This is a genomic window from Xanthobacter dioxanivorans (assembly GCF_016807805.1).
In the GTDB taxonomy this organism is placed as follows: domain Bacteria; phylum Pseudomonadota; class Alphaproteobacteria; order Rhizobiales; family Xanthobacteraceae; genus Xanthobacter; species Xanthobacter dioxanivorans.
The window spans coordinates 684,397-701,513 of the sequence record NZ_CP063362.1 but is presented as its reverse complement, the minus strand read 5'-3'; the positions used below and the strand labels follow the sequence as shown (position 1 = coordinate 701,513).

The 17,117-nt window shown below is 70.9% G+C and carries 11 protein-coding genes, 1 pseudogene and 1 riboswitch; of the genes and pseudogenes, 7 read left to right on the top strand and 5 right to left on the bottom strand.

Annotated elements, in window-relative coordinates; all coding sequences use genetic code 11:
* Nucleotides 1-255 precede the first annotated feature (255 nt).
* From ccoG to EZH22_RS32550, 5 genes are all read left to right on the top strand, one after another.
* Entirely contained in the window at nt 256-1,725 is a 1,470-nt protein-coding gene (gene ccoG / locus EZH22_RS03285; RefSeq protein WP_203194353.1) for a cytochrome c oxidase accessory protein CcoG, read from the top strand.
* Between the two features lie 9 nt (nt 1,726-1,734).
* On the top strand, nt 1,735-2,268 hold the full coding sequence (locus EZH22_RS03280) for a FixH family protein (protein WP_231711281.1): 534 nt from the start codon (nt 1,735-1,737) through the stop codon (nt 2,266-2,268).
* A gap of 213 nt (nt 2,269-2,481) precedes the next feature.
* Nucleotides 2,482-4,725: a heavy metal translocating P-type ATPase gene (locus tag EZH22_RS03275; protein WP_203194352.1), complete on the top strand. Its 2,244-nt coding sequence runs from the start codon at nt 2,482-2,484 to the stop codon at nt 4,723-4,725.
* The gene (gene ccoS, locus EZH22_RS03270) at nt 4,722-4,904 is read left to right on the top strand and encodes a cbb3-type cytochrome oxidase assembly protein CcoS (protein ID WP_203194351.1); all 183 of its coding nucleotides are present in this window, start codon (nt 4,722-4,724) and stop codon (nt 4,902-4,904) included. Before EZH22_RS03275 ends, ccoS begins: the two co-directional genes overlap by 4 nt.
* The gene (locus tag EZH22_RS32550) at nt 4,901-6,931 is read left to right on the top strand and encodes an SDR family oxidoreductase (protein WP_333473674.1); all 2,031 of its coding nucleotides are present in this window, start codon (nt 4,901-4,903) and stop codon (nt 6,929-6,931) included. Before ccoS ends, EZH22_RS32550 begins: the two co-directional genes overlap by 4 nt.
* Nucleotides 6,932-6,968: 37 nt before the next feature.
* Here EZH22_RS32550 and EZH22_RS03260 read toward each other — a convergent pair whose 3' ends face one another.
* From EZH22_RS03260 to EZH22_RS03250, 3 genes are all read right to left on the bottom strand, one after another.
* Nucleotides 6,969-8,462, bottom strand: coding sequence for a TrkH family potassium uptake protein (locus tag EZH22_RS03260; protein WP_203194350.1), 1,494 nt, complete (start codon nt 8,460-8,462; stop codon nt 6,969-6,971).
* Between the two features lie 23 nt (nt 8,463-8,485).
* Nucleotides 8,486-8,878, bottom strand: a complete 393-nt coding sequence (apaG, locus tag EZH22_RS03255) for a Co2+/Mg2+ efflux protein ApaG (RefSeq protein ID WP_203194349.1) — start codon at nt 8,876-8,878, stop codon at nt 8,486-8,488.
* A gap of 113 nt (nt 8,879-8,991) precedes the next feature.
* The gene (locus EZH22_RS03250) at nt 8,992-10,212 is read right to left on the bottom strand and encodes an O-succinylhomoserine sulfhydrylase (RefSeq protein WP_203194348.1); all 1,221 of its coding nucleotides are present in this window, start codon (nt 10,210-10,212) and stop codon (nt 8,992-8,994) included.
* 77 nt (nt 10,213-10,289) lie between these two features.
* Nucleotides 10,290-10,370, bottom strand: a riboswitch (SAM riboswitch).
* A 70-nt stretch (nt 10,371-10,440) separates the two neighbouring features.
* Between EZH22_RS03250 and EZH22_RS03245 the strand changes: the two are divergent.
* Nucleotides 10,441-11,567: pseudogene (locus EZH22_RS03245) on the top strand (2'-deoxycytidine 5'-triphosphate deaminase).
* 46 nt (nt 11,568-11,613) lie between these two features.
* Here EZH22_RS03245 and EZH22_RS03240 read toward each other — a convergent pair.
* Entirely contained in the window at nt 11,614-13,902 is a 2,289-nt protein-coding gene (locus EZH22_RS03240; protein ID WP_203194347.1) for an FUSC family protein, read from the bottom strand.
* Nucleotides 13,903-14,046: 144 nt separating this feature from the next.
* Here EZH22_RS03240 and zapE point away from each other — a divergent pair, with 144 nt between their 5' ends.
* Nucleotides 14,047-15,234, top strand: coding sequence for a cell division protein ZapE (zapE, locus tag EZH22_RS03235; RefSeq protein ID WP_203194346.1), 1,188 nt, complete (start codon nt 14,047-14,049; stop codon nt 15,232-15,234).
* Nucleotides 15,235-15,620: 386 nt separating this feature from the next.
* On the opposite strand, the gene EZH22_RS03230 is transcribed toward zapE, so the two are convergent.
* Entirely contained in the window at nt 15,621-17,042 is a 1,422-nt protein-coding gene (locus EZH22_RS03230) for a glutamate synthase subunit beta (RefSeq protein ID WP_203194345.1), read from the bottom strand.
* Between the last annotated feature and the right edge of the window lie 75 nt (nt 17,043-17,117).

Sequence of the window (17,117 nt, the reverse complement as noted above, 5' to 3'; positions counted from 1 at the left end):
CGTCGGCGCGGCATGGGCGTTGCTGCTACAGCGTTGCGGCAACGCCGTCGCGCGACGCGGGGAGCCAAAAGGTCGCGCGACCAATCGACTGCGCGACCTTTCGCCAGCAGGGCCGCACAAACATTCTAAGGTATGAATGTTGGGCGCCGGCAACAGGGAGAGCCCTGCAGACCATAGCCGGCCCCAACGCGAGGGCCTGCCCTCACCCCGTATCGCCGGCCTTGCGAAGACCGGCCAACCTTCGGCAAGCGAGCCATGACTGCCCTGTCCACGAACCCCGAGCCGAAGGCCGCCGTTGCTGCGGTCGCCGTGGCGTCGGATGACGATATCCCGCTCTACGAGGCCCGTCGCCAGATCTATCCGCAGAGCGTCCACGGGCGTTACCGCACCATCAAGTGGATCGTGCTCGCGGTCACCCTCGGCATCTATTATTTCCTGCCCTTCGTGCGCTGGGATCGCGGCCCGGATGCTCCGAACCAGGCCGTCCTGATCGACTTCCCCGCCCGGCGCTTCTACTTTTTCTTCCTCGAGATCTGGCCGCAGGAATTCTATTACGTGGCGGGCCTGCTCATCCTGGCCGCGCTGTTTCTGTTCCTCATGAACGCCGTGGCCGGGCGCGTGTGGTGCGGCTACATGTGCCCGCAGACGGTCTGGACCGACCTGTTCATGGCGGTCGAGCGGCTCATCGAGGGCGACCGCCGCGAGCGCATCCGCGCCGATGCCGCGCCGTGGACGCTGGACAAGTTCGCCCACAAGACCCTCAAGCACTCCGTCTGGCTGCTCATCGCGTGGTGGACCGGCGGCGCCTGGGTGCTCTACTTCGCCGATGCGCCGACCCTGGTGAAGGAGCTCGCCACCTTCCAGGCGCCGGCGATCGCCTACATGTCCATCGCCGCGCTGACCTTCACCACCTACGCCCTCGCCGGCCACATGCGCGAGCAGGTGTGCACCTACATGTGCCCCTGGCCGCGCATCCAGGCCGCGCTGACCGACGAGTACGCGCTCAACGTCACCTATTGCTACGACCGCGGCGAGCCGCGCAACTCGGTGAAGAAGGCGGCGGTGCTGCGCGAGCACGGGCAGCCGGCCGGCGACTGCATCGACTGCGGCCAGTGCGTCGCCGTCTGCCCCACCGGCGTCGACATCCGCCAGGGCATGCAGCTGCCGTGCATCCAGTGCGGCCTGTGCATCGACGCCTGCAACACTGTGATGGACAAGATCGGCCGCCCGCGCGAGCTGATCACCTATGAGAGCGAGGCCAACCTCGAGGCGCGCCTCGCCGGCAAGCCGTTCGTGCAGCGGATCATCCGGCCGCGCACCATTCTCTACGCGGTGCTCATCTGCCTTGCCGCCGGCCTCATGCTCACCGCGCTCATCGGCCGCTCGACGGAAGGCGTCGCCGCCATCCACGACCGCAATCCGCTGTTCGTGCGCCTCTCGGACGGCGGCGTCCGCAACGCCTACACGGTGCGCCTCATCAACAAGGCGCTGCAGGAGCGCACCTTCGCCCTGTCCGTCGACGGCGTCCCCGGAGCCACCCTCGAGGTGGTCGGCGACAGCGCCGATGCGCTTACCGTGGGGCCGGACCAGACCCGCGAGATCCGCGTCCTGGTGGCCACCCGTGACAAGCTCGAGCCATCCGCCTCGCTGCCCATCACCTTCCGCATCCGCGACAAGGCATCGGAACTGTCGGCGGCAGTCAACGACCACTTCATCGGCCCCTGAGACGGGCAGATGGACAACGAACGGAGGGACGACCACATGGGACGGGCGACCACGGCTCCCCGGGCACCGCGCGAACTGACCGGCCGCGCGGTTCTCCTCATGCTTCTCGCCTTCTTCGGCGTGGTCATCGTGGTCAACGTGATCATGGCCCGCTATGCGGTCACGACATTCGCCGGCGTCGAGACCGAAAGTTCCTACAAAGCGGGCCTCGCCTTCGCCGGCGAGCACCAGGCGGCCGAGCGGCAGGCGGCGCGGCACTGGAACGTGTCGGTGCAGCTCCAGTCGCCGGGCGGGCAGGCCCGCGAGGTGGTGGTGCGGGTGCTCGATGCCGCCGGCAAGCCGCTCTCCGAGCTCCTGCCGGACGGCGAGCTGTCGCACCCGACCGATTCGCGCCGCGACGTGGCCCTCGACCTCCAGCCCCTCGGGGACGGGCGCTACCGTGCCCGTGCGGTGGCGGGGCCGGGCCAGTGGGACTTGGTGATTGATTTTGCGCAAGGCGGGGAACGGATGTTCCGGTCCAAGAATCGGGTGCAGCTTCCGTAAGCCGCTTTGAACGGTCGTCCGGTCTTGAACCGGTCTCCCGAGGTGGCGACGAGACTGCCGGTTGGCGACCGTCCAGTGTCGACCGAACCTTCAGTACGATCAGGCCGGTCGGCTCGTCGCGTCGGCTGGCCTGTCGTACTCTTCCTCTTTACGGGTCCGAAACTTCTCGCTGTACTGGCTGGCGGGGCCCGGCAAGCCCCCGGGGATGGAGCCATGGCTGAGGCGATCGACTATTCCATCTTCGTCGCACGTTCGGAGGACGGGCTCGCCCAGATGAGCCTCGCCATCGACGGGATCGACTGCGCCGCCTGCATCGCCGAGATCGAGGACGGGGTGAAGGCGCTGCCCGGCGTGGTGCGCGCGCGCCTCAACTATTCCACTCACCGGCTCACGGTCGCCTGGCGCGAGGAGACCTCTCCCGACCGGGTGGTCAGCCAGCTGGAGGCGCTGGGCTATCGCGCCCATCCCTTCGCCGGCCGCGCCGAGGAGAGCGAGGCGCGCCACGCCCGCTGGCTGCTGCGGTGCCTGGGCGTCGCGGGCTTTGCGGCCATGAACATCATGCTGCTGTCGGTCTCGGTGTGGTCGGGCAACGTCACCGACATCACGCCCGAGACGCGCGACTTTTTCCACTGGGTCTCCGCCCTCATCGCCCTGCCGGCCGCCGCCTATGCCGGCCAGCCCTTCTTCCAGAGCGCGTTCCGCGCGGTGCGCTCGGGCAAGCTCAACATGGACGTGCCCATCACCATCGGCGTCACGCTGGCGCTGGGCATGAGCGTGATCGAGACGGCGCTGAGCCAGGAGCACGCTTATTTCGACAGCGCGATCATGCTGCTGTTCTTCCTGCTGGCCGGGCGCTACCTCGACCACGAGGCGCGCCGGCGCACCCGCGCCACCGCCGGCAACATCGCCGCCCTGCGCGGCGAGATGGCCCACCGCCTCGGCGCCGACGGCGTGCCGGTGCTGGTGCCGGTGCAGGCGCTGAAGCCCGGCGACACCATTCTCGTGCCGCCCGGCGAGCGGGTGGCGGCGGACGGCACGGTGGCCTCCGGCCGCTCCAGCATCGACGAGAGCCTGATCACCGGCGAGACCCTGCCCCGGGCGCTGAAGCCGGGCGACGCCGTCTATGCCGGCAGCCTCAACGGGGAGGGTGCGCTGCATCTCACGGTCACGGCGGGCGGCGAGAACACGCTGGTGGACGACGTGCAGCGCCTGCTCGACGGGGCGCTGGCCGAGAAGGGCGCCTATGTGCGTCTCGCCGACCGGGTGGCGCGGCTCTACGCCCCCATGGTGCACCTGACCGCGCTCGTGGCCTGCATCGGCTGGCTCCTGGCCGGGGCCGGGCTGCATCATTCGGTGATGATCGCGGTGGCGGTGCTCATCATCACCTGCCCCTGCGCCCTGGCGCTGGCGGTGCCGGCGGTGCAGGTGACGGCCACCGGCCGCCTGTTCCGCGCCGGCCTGCTGATCAATGCCGGCGACATGCTGGAGCGGCTGGCGGCGGTGGATACGGTGGTGTTCGACAAGACCGGCACGCTCACCCTGCCGGAGCCGGCCCTGGCGCTACCCGCCGGCGCCGATGCGGCACTCGTGGGCCTCGCCGGGCGGCTCGCTCTGTCCAGCCGCCACCCGCTGGCCCGGGTGGTGGCCCGGCGGGCGGACGGGCCGGCCATCGAGGGGGTGACGGAAGTGAGCGGCCAGGGGGTCGAGGCGGTGGTCGACGGCCGCAGCGTGCGCCTCGGCAGCCTCGCCTTTTGCGCTGCCGCCACGCCGGCCGGCCTGCCCGACGGCGCCTCGCTCATCGCCTTCCGCAGCGGCGAGCGCACGCTGGTGATGGGGGTGGAGCAGGCGCTGCGCCCCGATGCCCACGAGGTGGTCTCGGCCCTGAAGGCGCGCGGCCTCAATGTACGCATCCTTTCCGGCGACCGGCCGGCGGCGGTGGCGCCGGTGGCGGAGGCCCTCGGCATCGCCCATGCGGAAGCGGGGCTGAAGCCCGCCGACAAGATCGCCGCCCTCGATGCCCTCAAGGCGGCCGGCCGGCGGGTGCTGATGGTGGGCGACGGGCTCAACGACGCCCCGGCGCTGGCGGTCGCCTCGGTCTCCCTCTCGCCGGCCACCGGCGCGGCGGTGACCCAGGCCCATGCCGACGCGGTGTTCCTCGGCCGGCGCCTCGCCCCGGTGCTCGCCGCCGTGGACGGCGCCCGCGTCGCATCGCGGCTGATGCGGCAGAACCTCTCCCTCGCCGTGCTCTACAACGTGATCGCCGTGCCGCTGGCCATCGCCGGCATCGTGACGCCGCTGATCGCCGCGCTGGCCATGTCCGGCTCTTCCATACTTGTGACCGTCAACGCCTTGCGCGCGGCCCGGCCGGGGCGCAAGGATGAGGCTGCCGACGCCGAAGCCGGGACCGCGCGGACCAAAGGCGCGGCGAAGACGGGCATGGAGGAGGCGGCCGCATGAACGTGCTCGTCTATCTGCTTCCCCTCGCGCTGCTGCTCGGCCTCGGCGGGCTGTTCGCTTTCCTGTGGAGCCTCAGGAGCGGGCAGTATGACGACCTCGACGGGGCGGCGGTGCGCGTCCTGTCCGACGACGACCTGCCCAAGGACGGTCCCTCCAAGAGCGACCTGAAGACGTCATGAGACGCACCGCGCCCGCTCCCGAACCCCGTGCGGGCATGCTGGTCTGCGTCTGCGACCCGCAGCTCGACGCGCCGGCCAACGACAACGGGCCGCGTCCGGTCTCCACCTTCGGCCTCGCCCTGGGGTTCGCCTTCGCCGTGCTGGCGCAGACCGTGGCCTCCGCCGCCTTGCCGCTGGCCGGGGCGATGCTGGCGCCGCGGCCGAGCCTTGTCACCTGGCCGTTCGCCGCCATGCTGCTGGGAGCGGCGCTCGCCTCCTTCCCCGCCTCGTTCCTGCGCGACGCCTTCGGGCGGCGCACCGGCTTCGCCCTCGGCGCGTCGCTGGGCATCGCGGGGGGCGCGCTCCTGGTGGCGGCGCTGCTGCAGCGGCAGTTCGCCTGGGCCTGCCTCGGCGCGCTGTGGCTCGGCATGGCCCAGGGCTTTTCCTTCTTCTACCGGCACGAGGCCGCGGCCGCGAGCGGCCGTCCCGCCGCCGCCACCGCCGGCGTTCTGGCCGGCGGCGTGCTCGCGGCCTTCGCCGGACCGACGCTCGCGGGCTTCGCGGAACAGCTCGCGGCGCCCTTCTTCCTCGTCGGCGCGGCGGCGCTGGCGGCGCTGGCCCACACCTGCTCCCTCGGGGTGGCGGTGCTGCTGGCGGCCGACCCCACCACCGTGTTCCGGCCGAAGGCGAAGGCGCCGCTCTCGGCCATCCTGTGGCCGACCCTGGTGGGCGGCGCGGCCTGGTTCGGCATGAACGCCGTCATGTCGGGGGCGCCGTTGGCGCTGGTCGGCTGCGGCATCGGCGGGGCGGCGGTGTTCGGCTTCATCGCCTTGCACGTGGCCGCCATGTATGCGCCGGCGATCCCCCTGGCCCTGGTGGGCGATCGCGTGCCGCCGGTGGCGATCGCGGTGGCGGGCGCCCTTATTGTCGCCATCGGCGTGCCGCTGCAGCGCCTGGGAACCCCGAGGCCATCACCGCGGCCCTCATCTGCGTGGGGGCGGGCTGGTCCATCGCCACGGTGGGCGCCACCGGCTGGATCTATCGCGCCGGGCAGCCGAGCCGCCTCGCCCTCGCTTTGCATGACGGCGGCCTGTTCCTCGGCGCCATCTGCGGCGCGCTCATGGGCTACCTGCTGGCCTGATCCCGCCGGCCCGACGGGCGTGGCCCTCGGGCGCATCCGTCTCCAATCAAAAAGCGAGAGGGCGATTCACCGGCCACGGGAAGCAGAACCTGTTTCCAACGGGTCGGATCGCACTCTAGGAAGGCGGGGACATCCACGCCGGAGCCCGCCCGTGACCCATCCCTTCTCCCTCGACGGCCAGACCGCCCTCGTCACCGGCTCGGTGGCGGGCCTCGGCTTCGAGATCGCCGCCGCCCTCGCCCGTGCCGGCGCCCATGTGCTGGTGAACGGGCGCGACGCTGGGCGGCTCGGCGCCGCCGTCACCGCCATCATCCGCAAGGGCGGCAAGGCCGAACCCTTCGCCCTGGACGTGTTCGACCCGCAGGCGGTCACCGCCGCGCTGAAGGCGGCGTCGCCGATCCACATCCTGGTGAACAATGCCGGCGCGCGCGACCGGCGCGGCTTCCTCGACATGGAGGATGCCGATTTCCGCCGCCTGGTGGAGGTGGACCTGCTCGCCCCGGCGCATCTCACGCGCGAGGTGGCGCGGGGCATGGTGGCGCGCGGGGCCGGCGGCCGCGTCATCAACATCACCTCCATCGCCGGGCCGCTGTCGCGGGCGGGCGACGCCGCCTACACCACGGCGAAGGGCGGGCTGGAGGCGCTGACGCGGGCGCTGGCCGCCGATCTCGGGCCGTACGGCATCACCGTGAACGCGATCGCCCCCGGCTATTTCCTCACCGCGCCCAACGAGGCGCAGGCGCGCGACCAGGCGGTGGGGGAATGGCTGTCGCGGCGCACCTCCCTCGGCCGGTGGGGACGGCCGGAAGAGGTGGCCGGGGCGGCGGTGTTCCTGGCCTCGCCGGCGGCCTCCTACGTCACCGGCCACGTGCTGGCGGTGGACGGCGGCTACATGGCGCATTTCTGATGCCGGCGGCCGGCGAGCTTCGCGGGCCGGGCCGGCCTCATCGCACCCAGAAGCGCGGCAGGAACAGCACCAGCACGGTGAGGATCTCGAGCCGGCCCAGCATCATGGCGGCGGTGAGCAGCCACAGGGCCGGATCGGGCAGGCCGCCGTAGTTGGAGGCCGGCCCCACCACCGGCCCGAGGCCCGGCCCCACATTGGCGAGGCAGGCGATGGCGGCGGAGAACGCCGTCCGCAGGTCGAGGCCCATCATGTTGAGCCCGACGCCGACGAGGAAGAAGGCGAGCAGATAGAGGAACACGAAGGACAGGACCGAGCTCACCACGTCGTCCGTCACCGGCGCGCCGCCATAGCGCAGGGGGAACACGCCGGTGCGGAAAGAGATGCGCTTGAGGTGCTGGCGGATGGCCTTGGCGGTGATGGCGAGACGCAGCGCCTTCAGCCCGCCGGAGGTGGAGCCGGTGCAGCCGCCGATGAACATGAGCACGAAGAAGAGGGCGTCGGAGGTGGCGCCCCAGTTGGTGTAGTCCACCGCCATGAAGCCGGTGGTGGAGATGAGGGAGGCCACGGTGAACAGCGCCCAGCGCAGGGCGGTCTCGCCGGAGGCGATGCCCTGCGTGCTCTGCTGCACGAAGGAGAGCAGGGTGAACACCGCGACGATGGCGAGGAACAGGCGCACCTCGGGATTGGTGAACAGCCGCCGCAGATCCCCCGACATGGCGCGCACATAGAGCGGGAAGGGCAGGGCCGCCAGCAGCATGAAGCCGATGGCCACATAGTCCACCGCCGGATTGGCGAAGACGGTGATGGACTGGTCCGAATTGGCGAATCCGCCGCTCGACAGGGTGGACATGGCGATGGTCGCCGCGTCGAACGGGCCGAGCCCGGCGGCGAGGTAGGCCATGGCGCACACCGCGGTGAGCGCGAGATAGACCACGAGCAGCCGCTTGGCGATGGCGCCGGCTCGCGGCAGAAACTTCTCCGACCTGTCGGAGGATTCCGTGCGGAACAGCTGCATGCCGCCGATGGACAGCACCGGCAGCACCGCGATGGCGATGGCGATGATGCCGATGCCGCCGAACCAGTGCAGCAGCGCCCGCCACAAAAGGATGCCGGGCGACATGCTGTCGAGCCCCGACATGACGCTGGCGCCGGTGGTGGTGAGGCCCGACATGCTCTCGAACATGGCGGCGGTGAAGGAGAGCTGCGAGGGCCCCCACACCAGCGGCAGGGCCGCGAACACCGACAGCACCAGCCAGACCGAGCTGGTCAGGAGAAACGCCTGCCGCAGGTCGAGCTTGCGGGCCGCCGCGCCGCGGCCGGTCATCCACAGCAGCACGCCGACGAAGATGGTGATGGCCGACGCGCCGACGAAGGCGCCCTGGCCGCCGGAGCGGCTGGCGAAATCCACCACCGCCGGGGCGAGCATGGCGACGCCGAGAATCGACAGGAGAATCCCGAGCGTCGCCGCCACCGGGCGCAGGCTGAGCACCGAAACGGCCTCGGCCTCCACCGTCGGTATGCGCGCGTGCATGGATCCCCCCCTTTGCGGCCGCGTCAGTTGAGCACGCGCCGCACGTCCGGCACGTCGAGCGAGAAGGCCGGGATCTCGATGGAGAAGACCTCCCCGTTCCCGGCGAGCATTTCATAGTGTCCGCGCATGATCCCCGTGGGAGTGTTGAGCGGCACGCCGCTGGTATATTCGAAACGCCCGCCCGGGGGCAGGGTCGGTTCCTCGCCGACGACGCCGGCGCCGTGCACTTCCTCGGTGCGGCCGTTGGCGTCGGTGATGATCCAGTGGCGCCCCTTCAGCTGCACGCTCTCAAGGCCCAAATTGGCCACCTCGATGGTATAAGCCCAAAAATATCGGCCCTGGTCGGGCTCCGACCGCTCGGCCACGTAACGCGGCGTCGCGGTCACCTGAATATTCCGTGTGATGGCGCGGTACATACCCGCTCGAGCTCCCCTCACGGCGGGAGAAAATGCCCCCGCCGTGGCACAGTGAACCCGCGTTGTCGCCCGCGCGCAACAGGCCCCGCCGTCGCGCGTGCGGAAGCGAGGCCTCACAAGGCTTCGGCGCCCGCTGCGAGGTCAGCGATGAGATCGTCGGGGTGCTCCAGGCCCACGGAAAGGCGAAGCAGCCCGTCGGAAATGCCCATCTCGGCGCGCGCCTCCGGGGTGAAGCGCTGGTGTGTCGTGGTGGCGGGATGGGTCAGGAGGCTTTTCGCATCGCCGAGATTGTTGGAGATGCGGATGAGGCGCAGGGCATTGGCGAAGCGGAAGGCGCCCTCCTTCCCGCCGGCGACGACGAAGGTCACCAGCGTGCCGCCGCCCTTCATCTGCCGCCGGGCGAGCTCGGCCTGGGGATGGTCGGCGCGGCCGGGATAGATCACGCGCTCCACCCCCGGAAGGTCAGCGAGGGCATCGGCCACCTTCACCGCGCTCGCCTGCATGCGCTCGACGCGCAGGGCCAGGGTCTCCAGGCCCTTGAGCATGATCCAGGCGTTGAACGGGGAGATGGAAGGCCCGGTCTGGCGCAGGAACGTCTGCAGGTGGTCGGTGACGAACTGCTGCGAGGAGAGGATGACCCCGCCCAGGCACCGGCCCTGCCCGTCCACGTGCTTGGTGGTGGAATAGACCACGATGTCGGCGCCCAGCTCGAAGGGATGCTGGAGCAGGGGGGTGGCGAACACGTTGTCCACCACCAGCCGCGCCCCCGCCGCATGGGCGATCTTCGCCACGGCGGCGATGTCGATCAGCTCCAGGGTCGGGTTGGTGGGGCTTTCGAGGAAGACCACCTTGGTGTTGGGCCGGACCCCCGCCCGCCAGGCGTCGAGATCCTTGCCGTCCACCAGCGTGGTCTCGACGCCGAAGCGGGGCAGGAAGTCCTCCAGGATCCAGCGGCAGGAGCCGAACAGGGCGCGGGCCGCCAGCACATGGTCGCCGGCGGAGAGCTGGCACAGCAGCGCGGCGTTCACCGCGGCCATGCCGGACGCGGTCGCCCGCGCGGCCTGCGCCCCTTCCAGCAGCGCCATGCGCTCCTCGAACATGGCGGTGGTGGGGTTGGAATAGCGCGAGTAGACGAAGCCCGGATCCTCGCCCTTGAAGCGTGCCTCGCACGATTCGGCGTCGTCATAGACGAAGCCCTGGGTGAGGTAGAGCGCCTCCGACGTCTCGCCGAAGGGGGAGCGCGTCGTGCCACCGTGGACTAGGCGCGTCTCCGGGTGGAGTGTAAGGGGATCTTTCGGGACGAAGCGGGAGGCGGGCTTGGGAGCCACGGACATGACGGTCTCCGGGGAGGCCGAGGGGATCAGGCGCGGATTTCGCCCGTCGCCGCCGGCATCCGGCGCGAGGCTCCCCCGTCTCATCGTCCCCGGCCTTTTAGCAAGGTTGTTTAACGTGGCTGCAAGCGGGCCGGCTCAAATTCACCACCGCGTCAGTTAACTGCGGGCCTCCCCTTGGCGTCAAGGGCTTCGTCCGGTAAATCGAACGAAAAGGACGGGAAAGCGGATATGACGATGCGTGCGACCGAGCATCTCAAGCCCGGCATCCTGCCCGCCGAAGCCATCACGGCATTGAAGGCGGCGGGGATCGTCTCCTGCCGCAAGCCGCTGGACGACGACCAGATCCAGCCCGCCAGCCTCGATCTCAGGCTGGGGCGCACCGCCTGGCGCATCCGCGCGAGCTTCCTGCCGGGGCGGGCGTCTCGGTGAAGGAGCGCCTTGCGGAGCTGGCGCTGCACGATTTCGACCTCGCCAAGGGCGCGGTGCTGGAGACGGGATGCGTCTATCTGGTCGAATTGTCCGAGCGGCTCAAGCTGCCGTTCGACCTCGCGGCGGCGGCCAACCCGAAGAGCTCCACCGGGCGTCTCGACGTGTTCGTTCGCGTCATCACCGACGGGGCGCGGGCGTTCGACACCATCCCGGCGGGCTATAACGGCCCGCTCTATCTGGAAATCTCCCCGCGCACCTTCCCCATCCTCGTTCGCGCCGGCTCGCGCCTGTCCCAGGTGCGGTTCCGCCGGGGCGTGGCGCGGCTGTCCGACCTCGAGCTCCTCGGCCTGCAGGCCGGCGAATGCCTCGTGGACGCGGCGCATCCGGACGTGGCGGCGGGCGGCATCGCCCTCGGAGTCGACCTCGCCGGCGACGCGCTGGGCGGGCTCCAGGGCTTCCGGGCCAAGAAGCATACGGGCGTCATCGACGTGGACGTGGCCGGCGTGCTCGACGTGGAGGATTTCTGGGAGCCCATCCGCGTGCGCGAGGGACGGCCGGCGGGCCTCGTGCTCGATCCGGATGCCTTCTACATCCTCGCCTCGCGCGAGGCCGTGCACGTGCCGCCGGACTATGCGGCGGAGATGGTGCCGTTCGATCCGCTGGTGGGCGAATTCCGGGTCCATTATGCCGGCTTCTTCGATCCCGGCTTCGGCAATCCCGCCGCCGGCGGGCGGGGCGCCCGGGCGGTGCTGGAGGTGCGCTCCCGCGAGGTGCCGTTCATCCTAGAGCACGGCCAGACCGTGGGCCGCCTCGTCTACGAGCGCATGGCGGGGCGTCCCGTCACCCTCTACGGCGCCGACATGCGCTCCCACTACCAGGGCCAGGGGCTGAAGCTCTCCAAGCATTTCAAGCCGGTGGTGCTCTGAGGCCGAGGGGCTCCGCGGCCCCCGCTCAAGCCCGCGCGGCCCGCTTTCACGCCGCCCCGGAGGAGGGGGTGGGCGCGCGGCCGGCGGCGATCACGTCCTCCTTGCGCCAGGGCGCGTCGTCGCGCAGGGCGGCGCGCAGCTCCCGCAGCGGGCGCAGGACCGCGTCCGAATAAGCGAGATAGTCCGCCACCAGCGGCAGCAGCTCTTTCACCGCGGGATCGTCCGCCAGCTCCAGCACGGTGGAGACCGCCGCGTCCACCGCCGGCTTGGCGGCGTCCGCGCTGCCGCCGGGCGCTTCGCCCAGCACCACCTCGAAGCCGGTGAGGATGCGCGAGCGCGCCGCCTCCACCAGGGCCACCACCTCCTCGCGCGCGCCGGCCTCCGCCGTGGGCAGGCGCAGCGCCACGTCCTCCAGCAAGGCGAGATAGGTAATGAGCACGTCCAGCGTGGACACGATGTTGGCCGCATCCCCGGCGGAGTGGCCGAACACCTGCTCGGCGCCGAGATTGGGCAGGCGGGTGCCCATGGCCCGCACGTCCTGCACCAGGGCGGAAACGCTCGCGCTCGGGCCCTGGTGCGGCCACCAGGAGGCGAACGCGGCGCGGCAGCGCCGCAACAGCGCCAGCACCTCCGGCCGCAGCTGGTCGGTGAGGTAGACCGGCAGGACCAGGTAGGAGATGCCGAGGGCGATGACGGCGCCGATGGCGGTCTCGTAGATGCGCGCGATCATGCCCTCCGTGCCGAGGTCGGAGATGAGGTGCAGGCCCAGGACCACCGACAGGCCCACCGCCGCCGACGCCACGTCGTAGCGGTCCTTCTGGGTCACCAGCGCGATCATCTGCGCGCCCATGCAGAAGGCGGCCAACAGCCAGGTGTGGCCGCCGAGGGCGAGGAAGAGCCCCATTCCGATGGCCACTCCGATGATGGTGCCCACCGTGCGGTAGCGCACCCGCAGGTAGGTCTCGCCCACGCTGTTGCCGATGACGAACATGACGGTCATGGTCGCCCAGTAGGCGTGGTCGAGCTGCACCACCAGGTCGAGGGCGGTGGTGATGGCGGTGGCGATGGCGCCCTGGCAGGCCACCCGCAGCGGCGCCGAGAGCTGGCGCCCACCGTCCGGGCCGGGCACGAGGAGCGGCGTCGGCCGGGGGCGGGGCAGGTCGCCCGCGTCCACCGTATCGTGCGGCGGTGGGAACGGCGCCATCTCGGCGGCGGCGATGCCGGTCACCACCAGGGACAGCCGGTCGAAGGCGGTGAGCGCCCGCATCAGGGCGAAGCGGGCATCGGGCGGCAGCTCCGGCGAGAAGGCGACGCGGCGCAGCTGGGTGACGGCGCGCTCGAACCGCTCCTCCGCGTGCACGTCGGAGATGTGCACCGCCTCCAGGCGGCGGGCGATATGGTCCGCCGCGGCGGCGAAGGGGTGGCGCCAGTCCGGCGTGTCGGGCGCCTTTTCCGGCACGCACTCGGAGAGGAGCTGCACCGCCACCCGCAGCCGGTAGAAGCGCACCCGCAGCCGCTCGAAGTCCGGCTGGGAGCCGGGATCCTCGGCGATGGCGGCGGCCAGCGCGCTCCAGACGCGGCCGCGCAGGTTCTCCAGCGCCTCGTTTGCCGCCTCGGGGAAATGCCGGCCGCCGCGCACGGCTTCCGACAGCTCGCGCAGATAGGTGGCGATGGCGCCCTGCATGTCGAGCGTCGTCTCCACGAAGGCGCGCACCGCCGACGGCCGCCACGGCGACAGCCGCACCGCCGCCGCCACCAGCGCGCCCTGGCAGAAGGCGGCGAGCAGCAGCGCGCCCTCGATCCGGGTGGGACGGATGATGGTGCCGACCGTCGCCACCACGATGAGGGCGAGGCCCGCCCGCTGGCCGTCCATGCCGTAGCGGCGCAGGGCGAGGGCGCAGAAGGAGAGGGGGATCAGCAGCAGCTTCTGCACCACGTCGTTCAGGTGCCCCGTGCCGGGGCCGACGAGGGCGATGACCAGAAGGAACGTCGCCCCGAGGCCGAACAGGCGGGCCATGGTGCGCGCCTCGGCGGCCACGCTCGCCGCCGGGTTGAAGCTGATCATCACCAGCGCGGCGCAGCCGGCCATCAGGGGAAAGGTCACGTCCATGCCCAGCCGGAAGGCCGAGGACGTGGCATAGCCCGCCACGATCACGATGATGAAGGAGACGCCGAGATGGAAGGCCCGCGTCAGGTCCACCCCGCCGGGGTCGTGATCGGCGAGCCAGGCCTTGACCCGCCCGAGCAGCGGGTCCGCCGGTGGATGCGGCGCGGCGGGCGCCGGCGTGTGGTTCGGATGCGGTGGCGGCTCGGGGCGGGGCGGCGTCTCGGGCATGGGGGGAGGAATTCACGCTTCGCCGGTCGTGTCCAGTGGGCTGCCGGCCCGTGCATTCAACTTTGCCCGCATCTGCTCTATAGGCACCACGGCCCCCCGGCGCGGGGCCGGCCGGGTTTCGGCCGGGAGAACGGGAACGGACGAATGACGGCGGAGACCCAGGCTCGGGTGCGGGAGCTTTATGCGGCCAAGCTCGCCGCCGGCGACATCTCGGAGGATCCGGCGCAGGTCGCCGTGGTGGACGAGTTCGCCCGGCTGGAGCTGGAGCTGCGCCAGCGGGCGCTGGCGCGCAAGTCGTCGGCGCTGGGCTGGCTGTTCCAGCGCCGCGCGCCGGTTCCGCCGAAGGGCATGTACGTCTACGGCAAGGTCGGCCGGGGCAAGACCATGCTCATGGACCTGTTCTTCGACGCCCTGCCGGCCCGCGGCAAGAGGCGCGCCCATTTCCACGAATTCATGGGTGACGTGCACGAGCGCATCTTCCGCGAGCGGCAGGCGCAGAAGGAGGGCGCGCGCAAGACCGCCGACCCCATCGCCCCCATCGCCGCGGCCCTGGCGGAGGAGGCCAGCATCCTGTGCTTCGACGAGTTCCACGTGACCGACATCGCCGACGCCATGATCCTCGGCCGCCTGTTCGAGAAGTTGTTCGCCGACGGCGTGGTGGTGGTGGCCACCTCCAACGTCGCGCCCCGGGACCTCTATGCCGGCGGCCTCAACCGCGCGCTCTTCCTGCCGTTCATCGGCATGATCGAGGAGCACATGCGGGTGATGAGCCTCGATTCGCGCACCGACTACCGCATGGAGAAGCTGGAGGGGGTGAGCACCTGGCACACCCCCCTCGGCCCGGAGGCGGACGCGGCGGTGGATGTGGCGTGGCGGCGGCTCGCAGGGCCGAAGGGTGGCACGCCCAGCGAGATCCTGCTCAAGGGGCGCCGCCTGACGATCCCGGCCATGGCCAACGGCGCGGCGCGCTTCACCTTCGCCAACCTGTGCGAGGCGCCGCTCGGGCCGAACCCGGATTATCTGAGCCTGGCGCGCATGTTCCACACGGTGGTGCTGGAGCATATCCCCATCCTGGGGCCGGACCAGCGCAACGAGGCCAAGCGCTTCATCTCGCTGATCGACACGCTCTACGACGCCAACGTGAAGCTGGTGGCCTCGGCGGCGGCGGAGCCGGACCAGCTCTATCTCGGCACCGAGGGGGCGGAGGCGTTCGAGTTCGCCCGCACCGTCTCGCGCATCCACGAGATGCGTTCCAGCGAGTATCTGGCCAAGCCCCACGGCCGGCCGGATTCGGCGGCGTCGGGCGATACGACGGGGCTGGTGGAGACGTAGGGGCATCCCTCCTGCGGAGGACGGCCCGAGCATCCTTCGCGTTCGCCCCCTGTCCCGCAGGAAGGATGGCGCGAAAAGGCGGCGTCCTCGTGTGCCGGCCGGCTGGAACGGAGCGAAGCGCAGTGGAAGGAGAGCCGGGACCCAGCGCGAGACTGCGCCGAAGGCGGCTTCAGCTGCGGCGTTCCAAAACATCGCCTGCTGCGCAGGACTATCCCCTGGGCCCCGGATCAGCGCTCCACCTTCGGTGTCGCTTGTCCGGGGAGCGGCTCACGACGGATTTTGCAACCGACGGATTTGCAACACGCACCAATGGGGGAGGGGGCGTCGTCGCGGAAACGAAGAAGCCCCCGGCCTCGCGGCGGGGGCTTCGAGGGACCGCCGCCTGCTCACCGCGGCAGGGTGGTCGCCCCCATGAGCGCCTTGTCGATGGCGTGGGCGGCCTGGCGGCCCTCGCGGATGGCCCAGACCACCAGCGACTGGCCGCGCCGCATGTCGCCGGCGGCATAGAGCTTCGGCACGGAGGTGGCGTAGGTCTCCTCGTCGGCCTGGACATTGCCCCGCTTGTCGATGGCGGCGCCGGACTGCTCCAGCATCCCCTGGAACAGCGGATGGGCGAAGCCGATGGCGAGGAAGACGAGGTCGGCGCGCAGCACGAACTCGGTGCCGGGAATGGGCTGGCGCTTGCCGTCCACCCGGGCGCACTTCACCCCGGTGACGCGGCCGTTGCGGCCCTCGATGCCCAGCGTCGCGCAGGCGAACTCGCGCTCGGCGCCCTCCGCCTGGGAGGAGGAGGTACGGAACTTGGTGGGCCAGTAGGGCCACACCGCCAGCTTGTCCTCCTTCATCGGGGGGACCGGGCGGATATCGAGCTGGGTGACGGAGAGGGCGCCCTGGCGGAAGGCCGTGCCGACGCAGTCGGAGGCGGTGTCGCCGCCGCCCACCACCACCACGTGCTTGCCGCCGGCGACCACCGGGATCTCGTTCACCGGCTCGTCGCCCTCGCGGCGGTTGGACTGCACGAGGTAGGGCATGGCGAAGTGCACGCCCTCCATCTCCTGGCCCGGCAGCTGCGGGTCGCGCGGGGCCTCGGAGCCGCCGGCGAGGAGCACGGAATCGTGGGTGTCGAGCAGCTCCTGCAGGGGCCGGACGATGCCGATGTTCTCGTTGTAGTGGAACGTCACACCTTCCGCCTCCATCTGCTTCACGCGGCGGTCGATGTGGTGCTTTTCCATCTTGAAGTCGGGGATCCCGTAGCGCAGCAGGCCGCCGGCCTTGGGCTCGCGCTCATAGACGTGCACGTCGTGCCCGGCGCGGGCGAGCTGCTGGGCGGCGGCGAGGCCCGCCGGGCCGGAGCCGACGATGGCCACCTTCCGGCCGGTCTTCACGGCGGCGGGCTCGGGCTTGATCCAGCCCTTCTTCCACGCCTTGTCGGCGATGGCCTGCTCCACCGTCTTGATGGTGACGGGCATGTCCTCGAGGTTCAGCGTGCAGGCTTCCTCGCACGGGGCGGGGCAGACGCGGCCGGTGAATTCGGGGAAGTTGTTGGTGGAATGGAGGTTGCGCGCGGCCTCCTCCCACTCGTCGCGATAGACGAGGTCGTTCCAGTCCGGGATCTGGTTGTGCACCGGGCAGCCGTTGGGCCCGTGGCAGAACGGGATGCCGCAATCCATGCAGCGCGCCGCCTGGTTCGTTACCTCGGTGTCGGGCAACGGCAGGGTGAATTCGCGGAAATGGCGAATGCGGTCGGAAGCGGGCTGATACTTCTGCTCCCGCCGGTCAATCTCCAGAAAACCCGTGACCTTGCCCATAAAGAACCTCGTAGGCGAACCTCGTTGAGGGACCCGCGTCGCCAACCGCGCCACAGGCTCCATTACAAGAATTGT

What these genes read in the sequence shown, in the direction of transcription:
- ccoG (WP_203194353.1), top strand. Translation starts at nt 256, where the DNA reads ATGACTGCCCTGTCCACGAACCCCGAGCCGAAGGCCGCCGTTGCTGCG.
- EZH22_RS03280 (WP_231711281.1), top strand. Translation starts at nt 1,735, where the DNA reads ATGGACAACGAACGGAGGGACGACCACATGGGACGGGCGACCACGGCT.
- EZH22_RS03275 (WP_203194352.1), top strand. Translation starts at nt 2,482, where the DNA reads ATGGCTGAGGCGATCGACTATTCCATCTTCGTCGCACGTTCGGAGGAC.
- ccoS (WP_203194351.1), top strand. Translation starts at nt 4,722, where the DNA reads ATGAACGTGCTCGTCTATCTGCTTCCCCTCGCGCTGCTGCTCGGCCTC.
- EZH22_RS32550 (WP_333473674.1), top strand. Translation starts at nt 4,901, where the DNA reads ATGAGACGCACCGCGCCCGCTCCCGAACCCCGTGCGGGCATGCTGGTC.
- EZH22_RS03260 (WP_203194350.1), bottom strand. Translation starts at nt 8,462, where the DNA reads ATGCACGCGCGCATACCGACGGTGGAGGCCGAGGCCGTTTCGGTGCTC.
- apaG (WP_203194349.1), bottom strand. Translation starts at nt 8,878, where the DNA reads ATGTACCGCGCCATCACACGGAATATTCAGGTGACCGCGACGCCGCGT.
- EZH22_RS03250 (WP_203194348.1), bottom strand. Translation starts at nt 10,212, where the DNA reads ATGTCCGTGGCTCCCAAGCCCGCCTCCCGCTTCGTCCCGAAAGATCCC.
- EZH22_RS03240 (WP_203194347.1), bottom strand. Translation starts at nt 13,902, where the DNA reads ATGCCCGAGACGCCGCCCCGCCCCGAGCCGCCACCGCATCCGAACCAC.
- zapE (WP_203194346.1), top strand. Translation starts at nt 14,047, where the DNA reads ATGACGGCGGAGACCCAGGCTCGGGTGCGGGAGCTTTATGCGGCCAAG.
- EZH22_RS03230 (WP_203194345.1), bottom strand. Translation starts at nt 17,042, where the DNA reads ATGGGCAAGGTCACGGGTTTTCTGGAGATTGACCGGCGGGAGCAGAAG.